At 64.0% G+C, this 15,653-nt stretch carries 14 protein-coding genes and 1 pseudogene; 8 read left to right on the top strand and 7 right to left on the bottom strand.

From position 1 onward, the window contains the following. Positions 1 to 513 precede the first annotated feature (513 nt). Positions 514 to 735: an RNA-binding protein gene (locus tag IVA96_RS24490; protein ID WP_247419696.1), complete on the bottom strand. Its 222-nt coding sequence runs from the start codon at positions 733 to 735 to the stop codon at positions 514 to 516. Positions 736 to 1,593: 858 nt separating this feature from the next. On the opposite strand from IVA96_RS24490, the gene IVA96_RS24485 reads away from it, so the two are divergent. Next, positions 1,594 to 1,788, top strand: a complete 195-nt coding sequence (locus IVA96_RS24485; RefSeq protein WP_247281026.1) for a hypothetical protein — start codon at positions 1,594 to 1,596, stop codon at positions 1,786 to 1,788. A 25-nt stretch (positions 1,789 to 1,813) separates the two neighbouring features. Here IVA96_RS24485 and IVA96_RS24480 read toward each other — a convergent pair whose 3' ends face one another. Continuing rightward, positions 1,814 to 2,980 carry an OpgC domain-containing protein gene (locus tag IVA96_RS24480; RefSeq protein ID WP_247281027.1) on the bottom strand — a complete coding sequence of 389 codons (1,167 nt, stop codon included), beginning with the start codon at positions 2,978 to 2,980 and terminating at the stop codon, positions 1,814 to 1,816. Positions 2,981 to 3,235: 255 nt separating this feature from the next. Between IVA96_RS24480 and IVA96_RS24475 the strand changes: the two genes are divergently transcribed. The 3 genes from IVA96_RS24475 (at position 3,236) to IVA96_RS24465 (ending at position 4,761) form a co-directional block, all read left to right on the top strand. Beyond that, positions 3,236 to 3,541, top strand: coding sequence for an ETC complex I subunit (locus IVA96_RS24475; protein WP_247281028.1), 306 nt, complete (start codon positions 3,236 to 3,238; stop codon positions 3,539 to 3,541). Between the two features lie 211 nt (positions 3,542 to 3,752). Beyond that, positions 3,753 to 4,247 (top strand): Lrp/AsnC family transcriptional regulator, encoded by a 495-nt coding sequence (locus tag IVA96_RS24470; RefSeq protein ID WP_247281029.1) that lies wholly within the window; start codon positions 3,753 to 3,755, stop codon positions 4,245 to 4,247. Between the two features lie 217 nt (positions 4,248 to 4,464). Further along, on the top strand, positions 4,465 to 4,761 hold the full coding sequence (locus IVA96_RS24465; RefSeq protein WP_247281030.1) for a DUF3551 domain-containing protein: 297 nt from the start codon (positions 4,465 to 4,467) through the stop codon (positions 4,759 to 4,761). A 102-nt stretch (positions 4,762 to 4,863) separates the two neighbouring features. Here IVA96_RS24465 and IVA96_RS24460 read toward each other — a convergent pair whose 3' ends face one another. After that, positions 4,864 to 5,892 carry an AraC family transcriptional regulator gene (locus IVA96_RS24460; protein ID WP_247281031.1) on the bottom strand — a complete coding sequence of 343 codons (1,029 nt, stop codon included), beginning with the start codon at positions 5,890 to 5,892 and terminating at the stop codon, positions 4,864 to 4,866. A 111-nt stretch (positions 5,893 to 6,003) separates the two neighbouring features. Between IVA96_RS24460 and IVA96_RS24455 the strand changes: the two genes are divergently transcribed. The 4 genes from IVA96_RS24455 to IVA96_RS24440 are packed head-to-tail and all read left to right on the top strand — an operon-like array spanning position 6,004 to position 11,726. After that, entirely contained in the window at positions 6,004 to 7,176 is a 1,173-nt protein-coding gene (locus tag IVA96_RS24455) for an isovaleryl-CoA dehydrogenase (RefSeq protein WP_247281032.1), read from the top strand. A 24-nt stretch (positions 7,177 to 7,200) separates the two neighbouring features. Further along, positions 7,201 to 8,805 (top strand): carboxyl transferase domain-containing protein, encoded by a 1,605-nt coding sequence (locus IVA96_RS24450; protein WP_247281033.1) that lies wholly within the window; start codon positions 7,201 to 7,203, stop codon positions 8,803 to 8,805. Positions 8,806 to 8,809: 4 nt separating this feature from the next. Continuing rightward, positions 8,810 to 10,813 carry an acetyl/propionyl/methylcrotonyl-CoA carboxylase subunit alpha gene (locus IVA96_RS24445; protein WP_247419691.1) on the top strand — a complete coding sequence of 668 codons (2,004 nt, stop codon included), beginning with the start codon at positions 8,810 to 8,812 and terminating at the stop codon, positions 10,811 to 10,813. Position 10,814: 1 nt separating this feature from the next. Continuing rightward, positions 10,815 to 11,726, top strand: a complete 912-nt coding sequence (locus IVA96_RS24440) for a hydroxymethylglutaryl-CoA lyase (RefSeq protein WP_247419688.1) — start codon at positions 10,815 to 10,817, stop codon at positions 11,724 to 11,726. A 6-nt stretch (positions 11,727 to 11,732) separates the two neighbouring features. Here IVA96_RS24440 and IVA96_RS24435 read toward each other — a convergent pair whose 3' ends face one another. The 4 genes and pseudogenes from IVA96_RS24435 to IVA96_RS24420 all read right to left on the bottom strand — a co-directional run bounded on the left by IVA96_RS24435 (position 11,733) and on the right by IVA96_RS24420 (position 15,618). After that, positions 11,733 to 12,659, bottom strand: a complete 927-nt coding sequence (locus IVA96_RS24435) for a dihydrodipicolinate synthase family protein (protein ID WP_247419685.1) — start codon at positions 12,657 to 12,659, stop codon at positions 11,733 to 11,735. A gap of 76 nt (positions 12,660 to 12,735) precedes the next feature. Beyond that, complete coding sequence (locus IVA96_RS24430) at positions 12,736 to 13,719, bottom strand: TRAP transporter substrate-binding protein (RefSeq protein ID WP_247419681.1); 984 nt, start codon at positions 13,717 to 13,719, stop codon at positions 12,736 to 12,738. Between the two features lie 23 nt (positions 13,720 to 13,742). After that, positions 13,743 to 15,008 (bottom strand): TRAP transporter large permease, encoded by a 1,266-nt coding sequence (locus IVA96_RS24425; RefSeq protein ID WP_247419679.1) that lies wholly within the window; start codon positions 15,006 to 15,008, stop codon positions 13,743 to 13,745. Further along, positions 15,008 to 15,618 (bottom strand): annotated as a pseudogene (locus IVA96_RS24420) (TRAP transporter small permease). The gene IVA96_RS24425 and the pseudogene IVA96_RS24420 overlap by 1 nt, the downstream one beginning before the upstream one ends. Between the last annotated feature and the right edge of the window lie 35 nt (positions 15,619 to 15,653).

Genomic DNA, 15,653 nt, shown 5'->3' with positions numbered 1-15,653 from the left:
CCACCAGCATCCCAACCTCGGCTTCCATGACTCGATGGAAGCCACTGTGGACCCTTATCCCGGGGTCCCGATTGGATGCCGATCACCCCGAAAACGGGGTCCTTATTCCATGCCGAAACACAATTATGAACGATTTGGCACCCGTCGGCCGGACGCGCACCCCAAACCCGGGAAGCTTCGCGTCCCATACTGTGTATTCCGAGGCCTGCTTTTCCAGGCTGTCGACCAAGGTCTTTGTGATGGTTTGACCGCTCATTTGCCCTCCGGGAAGCACGGGGGAAGCACCGCGGTGCCAATCACAGCAGGCGATAGATGCCGGAAAGTTAGGGAGCGACCGATTTTCTTCGGAGCATTAGGGCGCCTGCGGGCGTCGGAGGGTAGGTGAGGGAATAGCCGGTATGTTTTGGGTACTGCAGGTCGTTGGTTCGAATCCAGCTGCCCCGACCAGTCCCGACGTGCGCCTCAAGCATCCCCAGGCCGACGCCCAAGCCTTATGAGGGCTTCGGGACCGCGTCAGAACAACAGCCAGCTGACGAGGTGCCAAGCAACCCAGGCGAGGGCGCAAATCCAGCCCAGCATGGCGATCCCCGCGAGGCCGAGCCCACCGAGCGCAAGCAGCGAGCTTCCGGCCTCCGGCGTCTCGACGAGCTTCTCCGGCGTATCGACTTGGCTCCCAGCGTTTCCTCGCGCTGCGGCCTGGCGTTCGTTGGTTTCGGCTCGTTCGCGACAGTTCACCGGCCGCGCTCCAGCTCATATGGACGTGCGACGCCTCCGTGCAGGCGGGCGCACGCTGATTGCGGACACCCTCGGACAGGCGGGAAAAAGCTGCAACGCGTGGCGCAGCGATTGGTTGCCCTCGTGTGGGCCGAAAGGCGCGGCGGAAGCTTTGGCGCTCAACCTCCTTGCCGCGCGACTTCGGTGCGACGCCTCAAGCCGTTGCGGTCGTCAGAGCGGCGCAGAATTTCCGGACGCTCTTCGAACCTTCTGAGCGCCGCCAAAGACATATTCGTGTTGGGGATTTCAGCGCCCAATGCCTAACGGACGCCGCCGAGCGATGATACTCCGCTTGCGCGGCGTTGCGCTTTTCAGGCATCACTGTTCAGATCTCGTCATCAGCTCGAGGCGTGCCAGCCGAGCGGAAATGGCACGAACGGCCAGACCGTCTGGTTATCGTTGGCGGCTTTCGGCGGCTGCTGGGCGGACGTGTTTACGATCGGGACAGGCGCCGTCGATCGCAGTGCCAAGCGCAGACATGCACATTGCAAATTCATTGTGGTCGCCCCGGCCGGTCAATTGTTTTCAAAATACGTGTCGGGCCAAAAACACGCGCGTCTCAAATCGGCGCGCTCTCAAATCACGCAAGCATTCTAGAAAAGTCGACCGCGGCTTTCAACCAATCTCGCCGTTTGCGCACGAGAAGTAAGGTTGACCGGTTAGGTTAAGGGCGAGCGATTGTTGCGGCCGCCTCAGTGACTGTTATCACATCAAGCACGGCTCGCGATGGGCTGCCGGAAATCCGCGCTCGCACGTGGACGGCAGCGCGCGCATCAGTTGAGTTCTGCGCGGGTGACTTCCGCGCCAGTGAGTTCTGCCATGTCTTTCGATCGCAATTCCAAGACCGCCGGTCCGCAGACGAGCTGGACCGAAATCTGGCATCTCTGGACCGTGATCGTGCCGCGCCGTTCGATCAACGGGCAGCTCGTGTACGGCAAGGTCTGGCGCCGCCATGACGGCCGCGACTGGATCTACAAGAAGTTCACCGAGTTCGACGGCGAAGCGGCGGCCTGACGCGGCTTCGGCCGCCGCGTCACGATCAGGCCGCCTTCGCTGCCGGCTTGGACGGTGGCGGCTTCAAGGGCTTGTCCTGCTTCTTCGACCAGGAGATGTAATAGGCCACCGTCGTCATGATCGCGATGCCGGCGATGCTGACGAAGAGCTGCGCAAGCAGCGAGCCCGAGCTCATCGACAGCTCGAAATGGCCGACGAAGGAGAGGAACACGCCGACGCAGAACACCGCGAGTGACTGCTGGCCGCAGACGATCAGCGGATCGAACACCTTCCACTCTAGGCCCGGCCACTCCTTCGGCACGAAGCGGATCACCAGGATCACGATCACGACGAAGTGGATGAAGCGGTAGGGCGCGAGGTTGGTCTTGTCGTTCGGGTTGAAGGCCGAGAACAGCCACTGCGGGAACATGCCGCCGAAGGTCGGGAAGCGCCCAGCCATAGTCATGATCAGCGCGAAGGCGAGATAGGCGAGGCAGAGGTAGAGCGTGACCGGCGCATTGATCAGCGCCATCGAGCGCCGCGCGCCGCCCATGGCGCACCAGGCCCCGAACACGAACAGCACCTGCCAGCAATACGGGTTGAAGTACCACTGCCCGGCCGGATAGGCCGTCAGATTCCAGCCGAAATGGCGCGCGGCGAGCCACAGCACGATTGACAGCGCCATCGTCACGTCGGGTTTGCGCAGCATGAACCACAGCACCGGCGGGAACAGTCCCATCAGCACGATGTAGAGCGGTAGCACGTCGAGATTGAGCGGCTTGAAGCGCAGAAACAGGCCCTGGCGCAGCGTCTCGGTGGCATTGTCGACGAGGCCGGCGACGTTGAACTCGTTGATCATCTCGGAATCGCCGAAGCGCAGGGCGAGGTAGCTGATCGAGGCGATATAGATCACGAACAGGATGATGTGGGCGACATAGAGCTGCCAGACCCGCTTGGTCAGCCTTGTGGCGCCGACGATGAAGCCGCGCTCCAGCATCATGCGCGCATAGACGAAGGACGCCGTGTAGCCGGAGATGAAGACGAAAAGGTCGGCGGCGTCGGAAAAACCGTAATTGCGCGTCGTGACCCAGTTCACGACGTTGTCGGGGATGTGGTCGAGGAAGATCGCCCAGTTCGCGACGCCGCGAAACAGGTCGAGCCGGAGGTCGCGACCCTTTTCGGGAAGTGTTGCGCTGATGTTCAGGAAGGCCATGCAACGAGAGCTTTCGGAAGGAACAAATACGCTGATGTCGGGGAGGCAATGGCGTCGGGCGGGGTCCCGGCGCGGAAGGCGGGTACGCAATTGTCACGGTGCAGCATAATGACTATACCCGTAAGGTAGGGCACCCGGGAGCCGGAATCACCGAACATTTCTCCAACGGTGTCTCTATACTATCCCCGAGGTTTCCACCAACTGCCACCGTGACGCATCGAAATCGAGCGAAAGACCAAGAGGCCCGGACCACCCATGACCGCACGCATTTTCAAGCCCGCCAAGAACGCGATGCAATCCGGCCGGTCCAAGACGAGGGAATGGCAGCTCGACTACGAGCCGGAGCAGCCGCGTTCGGTCGAGCCGCTGATGGGCTGGACCTCGTCCGGCGACATGAAGCAGCAGATCACCCTGCGCTTCCACTCTAAGGAAGAGGCGGTCGCCTATTGCGAGCGCAAGGGGATCGCCTACCAGGTGATCGAGCCGCAGGAGTCGGTGCGCCGGCCGGTCGCTTATGCCGACAATTTCTCGTTCCGGCGCGGCGAGCCCTGGACGCATTGAGGAGCGGGCGAGACTGCGCCGCGTCCAAACGACGTCAACTCGTCATGCCCGGGCTTGTCCCGGGCATCTACATCTCAGGGGCGCGCGAAAGAACCTAGATGGCCCGGACAGGGCCCGGCCATGAGGCAACCAGTGGCTCTGGCCCTTGGCAGCTATTCTGCCGCGTGCTTCGCTGGTGCGAGGCATGACGAGCTTATGGGCGAGGTGGGGTATGGCGGGGCGTGACCAGCTCGATCGCGTCGATCTGAAGATACTGTCCGAGCTGCAGCAGGACGGGCGGGTTCGCAACAACGAGCTGGCGCTGCGCGTCGGCGTATCCGCGCCCAACTGCCTGCGGCGGCTGAAATCGTTGTTCAGCCGCGGCGTGATCCGGGCGGTGCGCGCTGTCATCGACGAACGGCGGCTCGGCTTTGAGGTGGTGTCGTTCGTGTCGATCCAGCTCGGCAGCCAGGCCCAGCCGGTGCTGGAGGCGTTCGAGAGCTCGATCGCCGCAATCCCGCGCATCCAGCAGTGCTGGCGGATTTCGGGCGACACCGATTATCTCCTTAAATGCGTGGCGCCGAGCGTCGAGAGCATGCGCCAGCAGCTCCTGCATTTCGCCGCGATGCCGAACGTGAAGAACGTCCGCAGCTTTCCGGTGCTGGGTGTCGCGAAGGACGTGCCACTGCCGTTGCAGGAGGTCGCCGTGGCGGCGCCGGCAGGATAGGATCCGAATACTCCGGTCGGACAAATCGGTATTTCATGCAATCCGAATTATAATACATGAGTCAATAACCTAACTGTGACATGTGATTTGCGAAGTCCTGCAATGCGCTCGGCCGTGATTGTCGGTTCCCCGGCGCCGCTTAGATGCAAGGTGTGAACCTCGGCGTGCCTGCCATGCCGAGGACTCTTTTGTGGGACCCTGAAGCAGGAAAGACACCATGACATCGATTTCGAAGACGTTCGTCGCATCCGCTGCGACGCTGTTTGCATCTGCGTTTCTGATGATGACCGCACCCGCAGCACAGGCGGAAGAATACTGCATCACCAACGGCGCCCAGGCCGCTCATGGCTGCGGCTATCCGACGATGGAAGCGTGCCGGGCCGCGGCCGGCGGCATCGGCGGCACGTGCTCGCAGAGCGGCGGAGCGAAAACCTCCAGCGACGCGTTCGCCTTGCAGCCGAAGCAGACGCAGTCGCGCAAGCTTCGGTCGGGCGGACAGACCAATTCGAACTGACGTTGCAATCGAGACTGGTTTGGAGATGTGACGGCCTCCGAGAGTCATCTCGGAGGCCGTCAATTTCATGACGACCACGCAACGCACGCGCTCGCGTGTGCCTCACCGATACCGGCCGCGAAATTCACGCGGGCTCGCGCCGGTCCAGGTACGGAAGGCGCGCGAGAAGCTCTTCTCGTTGCGGAAGCCGGCGATCTCCGCGATGCGCTTGATCGGGGTGCGGCCGCGCATCAGCTCCTGCTTGGCGAGCTCGAACTTCGCCTCTTCCTTGAGATCGCGCAGTGAGGTGGCCTCTTCGCGCAGGCGTCGGTGCATGGTGCGTGTGGACAGCGCGAGCTCGCGCGCGACATCCTCGGCACCAAGGACCCGCCCACGCGCATTGCGGAGCACGCGGCGGACGCGCTCGACCAGCAGGCGGTCGCGCCGATAGGGCAGCACGGTCAGCCGCAACGCGCCTTTGAGCATGTTGTCGAGGTCGACCGCGGTGCGCGTGAGCGGCAGCGAGAGATAGTGCTTGTCGAAGATGATCGCGGCGCGGTCCGCGTCGAAGCGGATAGTCCGGCAGAAGATGGTCGGATAGACGGAGACGTGGCCGGGCTCCGGGTACGGGAATTCAGCCGCGCGGAGCGCGATCTGGGAGTCGACCGCCCAACACGAGAAGCCGAGCACGTAGCGGAACAGGGTGACCAGGCAGAACTCGCGGAAGGGCCCGAGGTCACGGAGCTCGCGGATCGACACGACGGCCGTCTCTTCGCCAACCTCGAGATCGAGCAGCACATCCTCGGTCACCAGACGGTGATGCCGGCACCATCGCTTGAGTGCGACCTCCAGCGTCTGTGCGGTGATAGAGGCCCGGCACAGCATGCCGTAGGTGCCCCAAGGCAGCCGCCGCGAGAACCAGCCGAGCGCTTCGTCATCGAGCTCGCGCATGGCATGGCCTGCCACGGCCTCGAACTGGGCGGCGGTGATCCGCCCATCCGGAGAATTGACAAGGTCCAGCGCTACCTGACCCCGGCTCAGCGCCTCCGCTGGATCGCGGCCGTATCGTTCATAAGCGGCGACCACGCCGCGGACGAAGGCGGCAGGGGTCACGGCGCGGCGCGGGATAGCGGTGGCGGCTTGAAAAGGCATCGGAATTCCCTCGGAAAATCCTCGCCAAGTTTGGCGGAAAATGCAACCTTTTCGACCGCAAGAGCGCCTGGGCCCCGCTAGGTTCGGACGCAAAGATACGGAGGAATCGCCTTGAACATCCCGAGCATCGACTTCGATCTGGGCGAAGACATCGGCATGCTGCGCGACACGCTTCGCGCTTTCGTGGAGGCGGAGATCACCCCGCGCGCTGCCGACATCGAGAAAGCCAATCTGTTTCCGGCAGACCTCTGGAAGCGTTTCGGCGACCTCGGCCTGCTCGGCATGACCGCGCCGGAGCAATATGGCGGGTCAAACATGGGCTACCTCGCCCATATCGTCGCCATGGAGGAGATTTCGCGCGGCTCGGCTGCCGTGGGGCTCTCCTACGGCGCCCATTCCAATCTCTGCGTCAACCAGATCCGCCGCAACGGCAACGACACCCAGCGCCAGCGCTATCTGCCGAAGCTGATCTCCGGCGAGCATGTCGGCGCGCTCGCGATGTCGGAGCCCGGCGCCGGCTCCGACGTGGTCTCGATGAAGCTGCGCGCCGACAAGCGCGGCGACCGCTACGTGCTCAACGGCTCCAAGATGTGGATTACCAATGGCGGCGACGCCGACGTGCTCGTCGTCTACGCCAAGACCGATCCGGAGGCCGGTCCGCGCGGCATGACCGCCTTCCTCATCGAGAAAGGCTTCAAGGGATTCACCCACGGCCAGCACCTCGACAAGCTCGGCATGCGCGGCTCCAACACCTACCCCTTGTTCTTCGACGAATGCGAGGTGCCGGAGGAGAACGTGCTCGGCAAGGTGGGCGAGGGCGTCAAGGTTCTGATGTCCGGCCTCGACTATGAGCGCGCGGTACTGTCAGGCGGCCCGCTCGGCATTATGGCGGCCTGCATGGATGCGGTGGTGCCCTACATGCACGAGCGCAAGCAGTTCGGCCAGCCGATCGGCGACTTCCAGCTGATGCAGGGCAAGCTTGCCGACATGTATTCGACCTGGCAGGCCACGCGCGCTTATGTCTATGCGGTGGGGCGCGCCTGCGACCGCGCCGACCACGCGCGCAGCTTGCGCAAGGATGCCGCTGCCGCGATCCTCTATTCCGCGGAGAAGGCGACATGGATGGCGGGCGAGGCGATTCAGGCGCTCGGCGGGGTCGGCTACACCAGTGAATTTCCGGTCGGACGTCTGTGGCGCGACGCCAAACTGTACGAGATCGGCGCCGGCACCTCGGAGGTCCGCCGCATGCTGATCGGCCGCGAGCTGATGGCCGAGACGGCTTGAAACGTTCACCTCATTGGAATCATCATGCCGCTCCATTCCAGCATCGATCCGTCTTCATCAGACTTCGCGCGCAATTCCGAGGCCATGCGCACCCTCGTCGCGGACTTGCGTGAAAAGCTTAGCCAGGTCGCCGGCGGCGGCGGTGAGGCGTCGCGCAACCGCCACACCGCACGCGGCAAGATGCTGGCGCGCCAGCGCGTCGACCTGCTTGTCGATCCCGGGACGTCATTCTTGGAGCTGTCGCCGCTCGCGGCCTATGGCCTCTATGGCGGCGACGTGCATTCGGCGAGCGTCGTCACCGGGGTCGGGCGCATCTCGGGTCGCGAATGCGTGATCGTCGCCAATGATGCCACCATCAAGGGCGGCACCTACTATCCAATGACGGTGAAGAAGCATCTGCGTGCGCAGGACATCGCGCGGCAGAACAACCTTCCTTGCGTCTACATGGTCGATTCCGGCGGGGCCTTCCTGCCGCTCCAGGACGAGATCTTTCCGGATGAGCGGCATTTCGGCCGCATCTTCTACAACCAGGCGCAGATGTCCTCGGCTGGTATCCCGCAGATCGCGATCGTGATGGGCTCCTGCACTGCCGGCGGCGCCTATGTTCCAGCGATGTCGGACGAGAGCATCATCGTTCGCAATCAAGGCACCATCTTCCTCGGCGGTCCGCCACTGGTGAAGGCTGCGACCGGCGAAGTCGTGAGTGCGGAGGAGCTCGGCGGCGCCGACGTGCATTCGCGGCAGTCCGGCGTGACCGACCATTACGCACAGAACGATGCACACGCGATCGGCATCGCCCGGCGCATTGTCGGCACCTTGAAGCCACCGACGCGGCCGAACCTCAACATGCATCCGCCGCGCGAACCGCTGTTTGCGGCGGAGGAGATCTACGGCGTGGTCCCGGTCGACGGCCGCAAGCCATTCGACGTGCGCGACATCATCGCCCGCATCGTCGACGGCTCCGAGTTCGACGAGTTCAAGAAGCTTTACGGCACGACGCTGGTGTGCGGCTTCGCTCATATCTGGGGCTATCCGGTCGGAATTATCGCCAACAACGGCATCCTGTTCAGCGAGAGCTCGCTCAAGGGCGCACATTTCATCGAACTGTGCTGCCAGCGCGGCATCCCGCTGGTTTTCCTGCAGAACATCACGGGCTTCATGGTCGGCAAGAAATACGAGGCCGGCGGCATTGCGCGCGACGGCGCCAAGCTGGTGACGGCGGTTGCGACCGCTTCGGTGCCGAAATTCACCGTCGTGATCGGGGGCTCCTATGGCGCCGGCAATTACGGCATGTGCGGCCGCGCTTACTCGCCGCGCTTCCTGTGGATGTGGCCGAACGCGCGCATCTCGGTAATGGGCGGCGAGCAGGCCTCGATGGTGCTGAGCCAGGTCCGGCGCGACAATATCGAGGCCAAGGGTGATAGCTGGTCCAAGGAAGAGGAAGAGAAATTCCGTAGCCCCATCCGCGCGCAATATGAGAGCCAGGGGCATCCCTATTACGCGACCGCGCGCCTCTGGGACGACGGCGTGATCGATCCGGCCGACACGCGGCTGGTGCTTGGGCTCGGCCTCTCGGCGGCGTCGAATGCGCCGATCGAGCCGACGAAATTCGGCCTGTTCAGGATGTGATGCGATGGACCGCTCAAAGCTCTACCGGCGATTTCGCACGCTCCTGATCGCCAACCGCGGCGAGATCGCCTGCCGCGTCATCCGCACTGCGCGGGCCATGGGCCTGCGCACGGTCGCGGTCTATTCCGAGGCCGATCGCGACGCGATGCATGTCGCGCTCGCCGACGAGGCCGTGCTGCTCGGGCCGGCGCGGGCACGCGACAGCTATCTCAATGTCGAGCGGCTGATCGAGGCCGCGCGCAAGACCGGCGCCGAAGCCGTGCATCCCGGCTACGGCTTCCTATCGGAGAATGCCGAATTCGCGCGGGCCTGCCTCGATGCGGGGCTTGTTTTCGTCGGGCCAACCGCCGAGATGATGAATGCGATGGGCTCGAAATCCGGCTCCAAGGCGCTGATGGAGAAGGCTGGCGTGCCGCTGGTGCCCGGCTATCACGGCGAAGTCCAGGACGAGGCGACGCTTTCGAAGGCTGCGGACAGGATCGGCTTTCCCATCCTGGTGAAGGCGTCGGCCGGCGGCGGCGGCCGCGGTATGAGGATCGTGCGCTCGGCGGCCGAACTCGGGCCCGCGATCATCAGCGCCAAACGCGAAGCCAAGGCTGCGTTCGGCGACGACCGCATGCTGATCGAGAAGTATGTCGACAATCCTCGGCACATCGAGGTGCAGGTGATCGGCGACAGCCACGGCAATCTCTTGTCGCTGTTCGAGCGCGAGTGCACGCTCCAGCGCCGGCACCAGAAGGTGATCGAGGAGGCACCATCGCCGACACTCAATCCTGCCCAGCGCGAGACCGTTTGCGCCGCCGCGCGAAAGGCGGCGGGCGCGGTGAACTATGTCGGGGCGGGTACGATCGAGTTCGTCTCCGACGGCAAGGACGTGTTCTTCATCGAGATGAACACGCGCCTCCAGGTCGAGCATCCCGTGACCGAGCTGATTACGGGCATCGACCTCGTCGAATGGCAGCTGCGCGTCGCCTTCGGCGAGGCGCTGCCTTTGAAGCAGGACGAGATCCGGCTCAACGGCCATGCGGTCGAGGCGCGCGTCTATGCGGAAAATCCAACCAAGAATTTCATGCCATCGGTCGGCAGGATCTCGACCTGGCGTTTGCCGGCCGAGACCGGCGGACTGCGCATCGATGCCGGCTATCGCGAGGGCGACAGCGTGTCGCCGTATTACGATGCGATGCTCGCCAAGATGATTGCCTGGGCGCCGACGCGGGACGTCGCGATCGAGCGGCTCAACCGCGGACTGCAGGAGTCCGACGTCCGCGGCATCGTCACCAACATTCCGTTCCTGTCGGCGCTGATGACGCATCCGAAGGTGCGGACCAATGCGATCGACACCGGCTTCATCGAGCGCGAACTGGCGGTGCTGACACAGGCAGCGCCGGCGCCCGGCGAGCTCGAGCTGTGCGCCGCCGTGGCCGCAATCGTCAATGACGAACGGCAAGCAGCGCAGGCGGATGCGAATTCGCCCTGGCAGACCTTCGGCTGGCAGCCGGTCGGCTGCCGCCAGCGCATTTTCGCCTTTCGCGTCGGCCATGGGCCAGAGCAGAAGATTACGCTGAACTACGGGAGCGGCGCCTCGACGCTGGTGATCGGCGAACGCGAGCTGGCGTTCGCGATTGCCACCAAGGAAGGCGGCTTTGACTTGACGCTGGACGGCGTCAAATCGCAGGTCGCGGCGGTGATCGACGGCCATGAGCTGTATTTGCGCACGCGCAACGGCCGCTTCGACCTGCACTGGGTCGATCCGTTCGGCGGCGAGAGCGAAGAGCATGCCGGCGAGGACAAGATCGCGGCGCCGTTGCCGGGTACCGTCGTCGCCGTGCTGGCGGAGGAGGGCGCCAAGCTCGATAAGGGCGCGCCGATCCTCACGCTCGAAGTGATGAAAATGGAGCAGACGCTGCGCGCGCCCTATGCCGGCGTGCTGAAGTCCGTCAAATGCAAGGTCGGCGACATCGTGCAGGAGGGGGTCGAACTCGCTGTGGTCGAGCCTTCGGGAGAGTGAGATGAGCGATCAGGTCCGCATCATCGAAATGGGGCCGCGCGACGGCCTCCAGAATGAGAAGACGCCCGTCAGCGTCGAGGTCCGCATCGCTTTCGTCGAGGCGCTGGTCGCGGCTGGCCTCACCACGGTCGAGGTCGGCGCTTTCGTCTCGCCCAAAGCGATCCCGCAAATGGCAAGCTCGGACGCCGTGCTGCGCGGCGTCAGCCATGTGCAGGGCGCCGAATTCCATGTGCTGGTGCCGAACGAGAAGGGTTATGATGCCGCACGTGCTGCGGGCGCGCAGGTCGTCTCGGTGTTTGCGGCGGCCTCGGAAGGCTTTTCGCGCGCCAACATCAATTGCTCCGTCGCGGAGTCCATTGAGCGGTTCAAACCGGTGCTCGCGCGCGCCAAGGCGGACGGTGTTCCGGTGCGTGGCTATATCTCCTGCGTGCTGGGCTGCCCGTTCGACGGCGAGATCAAGCCGAAGGCGGTCGCCGATCTTGCCAACACGCTATGGGAGCTCGGCTGCTACGAGATCTCGCTCGGCGATACAATCGGCGTCGGCACGCCGAGCAAGGCAAGGGAGATGCTGCGCGCCGTAGCCGCCAACATTCCTCCCGCCAATCTCGCCATGCATTTCCACGACACCTACGGCCAAGCCCTCGCCAATCTCTATGCGGGGATGGAGGAGGGCGTCCGCGTTATCGACGCCGCCGCGGGCGGCCTCGGCGGCTGCCCCTACGCCCCCGGAGCGACTGGCAATGTCGCGACCGAGGACGTCGTCTACATGCTCGAAGGTATTGGCATCAGGACCGGCATCGATATGGACCGGCTGCTGGCGGCGACCAACGAGATGAGTGCCGTGCTGGGCAAGCCGCCAGTGAGCCGCGTGGCGTCCGCGCTGAACGCCAAGCGGAGGCGCGTGGCGACTTAAGGCCGCTTACGCCGCCTTCAAGCCCACGTCCGGCAGGCGCGGCCGGTTCTTGAGCGCCTTGTCCATCATAGCCTCGACCTCTGCCTTCTCTTGTGGCAGCAGCGCCAGGCGCGGCGGGCGCGTCAGCGCGGTGCCGCGGCCCATGATGTGCTCGCACAGTTTGATGCACTGGACGAGGTCCGGGCGTGCATCCAGATGCAACAGCGGCATGAACCATTCGTAGAGCGGCATCGCCTCGGCGTAGCGCCCTGCCTTGGCGAGACGGAACAGGGTCTCGCCCTCGCGCGGGAAGGCGTTCGACATGCCGGAGACCCAGCCAACCGCGCCCATGGCGACGCTCTCGACGATGACGTCGTCAAGACCAGCGAACAGCACGAAGCGGTCGCCGACCATGTTGCGGGTGTCGATGAACCGTCGCGTGTCGCCGGACGAATCCTTGAAGCAGACGACGGTGTCGACATCGGCGAGCGAGGCCAGGATGTCCGGAGTGACGTCGTTCTTGTAGATTGGCGGATTGTTGTAGAGCATCACCGGCAGGTCGGTGGCACTGGCAACGGCGCGGAAATGCGCAGCCGTCTCGTGCGGCTTGGACGAATAGACCAGCGCCGGCATCACCATCACACCGTCGATACCGGCGCCCGCGGCTTCCCTGGCGGTCTCGACTGCAAACGCCGTGGTGAATTCGGCGATGCCGCACAGCACGGGCACACGGCCGGCCGCAACCGACTTCGCGGCCTCCATGATCGCGACCTTCTCCTTGCGCTCCAGCGAGGTGTTCTCGCCGACCGAGCCGCAGACGATCAGACCGGAAACCCCGTCGCGGATCAGCCCATCCATGACCTTGGCTGTCGCATCGATGTTGAGCGACAGATCGTCGTTGAACTGCGTGGTGACGGCCGGGAAGACGCCTTCCCAGGAAATGCGTCGGCTCATTGCTTGGCTCCGATTGGAATTGTATCGGCGGATGGTTCAATCCGCCGGGCAGTGATGGTGAAGGGCGAGGGTGGGATCAGAGCGTCGCGCCGACCTTGCGCAGCTCGGCGAGGACAGGGGCTTTTGGCAGCCAGATCTTGTCGAACTCGGCAATGACGGCCTCGGTGTCCTTGGCGTCGACCTGGCGGATCGGGATCGGCGCGTTCTTGAAGTTCTCGATCAGCGCGGGCTCATTGCCGGCGAGCTCGTCGATCTGCACATCCAGCGTCGACTTGATCGTCTTCGTGATCAGCTCGCGGTCGGCCGAGGGGAGCGACTGCCAGACTCGGCCCGAGACGACCGCCGCCATCGGCATGAAGACGGCATTCATCTGGAGGATCACTTTCGACACCTTGTCGAAGCGCTGGTTCCAGGAGAATTCGAGATCGGCCTCGAGGCCGTCGACCTGGCCGTTGGCCATGGCGTCGAACACCTGCGGCGTCGGGATCGGAGTCGGTGCAGCGCCCAGCGAGGAATAGAAATCGCGATAGACCGGCGTCGGATTGATGCGCAGCTTCATGCCGCGAATGTCGGCCAGGGTATTCAGATCCTTGGAGGAGAACACGGCGCGCATGCCGGTGATGCCCCAGCCGAGCCCGATCGTTCCGGTCTCCTGCGGCAGCACTTCGAACAGCTTCACCGCCGCCGGATGCCGCACGAATTTCGCGACCGCAGGTGTCGAGCGGACGATATAGGGCGCATTGATCGCGGCGATGTGCGGCACGCGGGAGCCGAGCTCGGCGGCTTGGATGAAGCCCATGTCGAGCGCGCCGGATTGCAATTGCTGCATCATCGCGGGCTCGTTGCCGAGCTGCCCGGAGTGGAACACGCTGACGCTCAAGCGGCCGCTCGTGGCCGCCTTGAGATCTTCGCCGAATTTGAGCGCGGCCTTGTTCCAGGAATGGCCGTTGGGCGTGATCAGGCCGAGCCGGAATTCCTTGGGTTGGGCGAGCGCCAGCGACGGCGCGAACACCGATGCGGCGGCACTGGCGGCCAGAAAGCGGCGACGTGAAAGCGGCATGGTCGGGCTCCTTTCGGATGGGCCTATTTGACGAGGATCAGCGAGAGTGACGGGTAGAGCGAGAGCAGCACGAGGAGGACGCAGGAGATGACGAAGAAGGGCAGCGTCACCATGAACATCTTACCCGGCTTGGCACCGGTGACAGCGGCCGCAACGAAGAAGCAAAGTCCGACCGGCGGCGACAGCAGGCCGAGCACGAGGTTGATCACCACCACGACGCCGAAATGCCGGGGGTCGATGTGATAGACGTCGGTCGCGACCGGAAGCAGGATCGGCACCGTCATGATCAGGCCGGGAATGCCGTCGATCACCGTGCCGATCACCAGCAGGATGACGTTGCAGATCAGCATGAAGCTGACCGGGTCCTTGGCGGCCGTCTGGATCCAGGCGGCAGTCTCCTGCGGCACTTTGCCGAAGATCAGGACCCAGGAGAACACCGCCGCGGCTGCCACCAGGAACAGCACGATTGCCGAGTAGACGGCGCTGCGCAGCATCATTTGCGGCAGCTGGGAAAATTCGAACTCCTTGGTCCAGAATTTTCCGACCAGTGCTGCTGCGACGGCCCCGACGGCTGCGGATTCGGTCGCGTTGGCGAGGCCGCCGAGAATGGTGCCGACGATGACGATAGGGATCAGCAGCGTCGGAGACGTCCGCAGGATCGTCATGATGCGCTGACGCGGCGTCTGATAGTCTGCGCGGGGATAGCTGTAGACATAGCCCATCAGCGCGATGACGAGGCAGAACATCACGGTGAGGATGACGCCAGGCACGATGCCGGCGATCAGCATGTCGCTGACCGAGACCTGCGCGAGCACGCTGTAGACCACGAACATCACCGATGGCGGGATGATCGGGCCGAGCATGCCGCCATAGGCGGTCAGTCCCGCGGCGAAGGTCTTGTCGTAGCCCTTCTTCTCCATCTCCGGCACCATGATCTGGGCCATGATCGCGACCTGCGCAGTCGCAGAGCCCAGGATCGACGAGATGAACATGTTGGCGAGGATGTTGACGTAGGCGAGCCCGCCCTTGAACGAGCCGACGAACGCCATCGCCATGTCGACGATGCGCCTTGTGATGCCGCCGCCATTCATGATCTCGCCGATCAGGATGAAGAGCGGAATGGCGATCAGGCCGTAGCTGTCGACACCGCCGAAAAGCTGGAGCGGGTAAGACTGGAACAGCACGGGATTGCCGGATGCGGCGATGTAGACGAGGCCGGCGAGGCACAGGCAGAGGCCGATCGGCACGCCGACCAGCATGAAAGCCATGAAGGCGGCTGACGTGATCATCAGTTGACCCCGTCCAGCTCGGAGAGCTGAAAGCCTTTTGGCGAGGTGCGCGGGACCAACTCGAGATCTTCCAGCAGATTGGCGAGGCCGTGAATGGTCATCGACACCGCGAAGATAGGCAGCGTCAGATATAGCACCCAGGTCGGCCAGTTCAGCGTCTGGGTGTGCTCGGTGTAGAGGAAGTTGAAGGTCTCGGCGGCGAGCTTGCGCCCGTCGAAGCCGGCGCGGGCGAGACCAATCGGGTCCATCCAAAGCACGCAGGTGACGATCAGTGCGGCGCCGAACACGACCACGAGGCCGGTCGAGATCACTTTGGCGAGCTTCTGGCGCGGCGCGCCGAAAGACGCTCCGTCAGCATGGTCACCGCGAAATCGAGCCGCAGCCGGGTCATCGCGGAGGCGCCGATGAAGGTCAGCCAGACCACGCAATAGACGGCGGATTCGTCGATCCAGTAGATCGGGAAATGCGAGTACCGGGTGACGACGTTCACCAGGATCAATCCGGTAAGCAGGTACATGAGGCCCATCAGCGCGAGGCGCTCGACCGCGAGCAGGGCGCTGGACGCGCGGACGATCATGCGTCGAACGCTGAATGCGCGTGTGGGCAGCATCGTCTGTTCGATCATGGAGGCCCAACCTCGAGATT

This window comes from Bradyrhizobium sp. 159 (assembly GCF_023073795.1).
In the GTDB taxonomy this organism is placed as follows: domain Bacteria; phylum Pseudomonadota; class Alphaproteobacteria; order Rhizobiales; family Xanthobacteraceae; genus Bradyrhizobium.
Note: the sequence above shows the minus strand (reverse complement) of the source record. Positions and strands in the feature narration are given on the sequence as shown.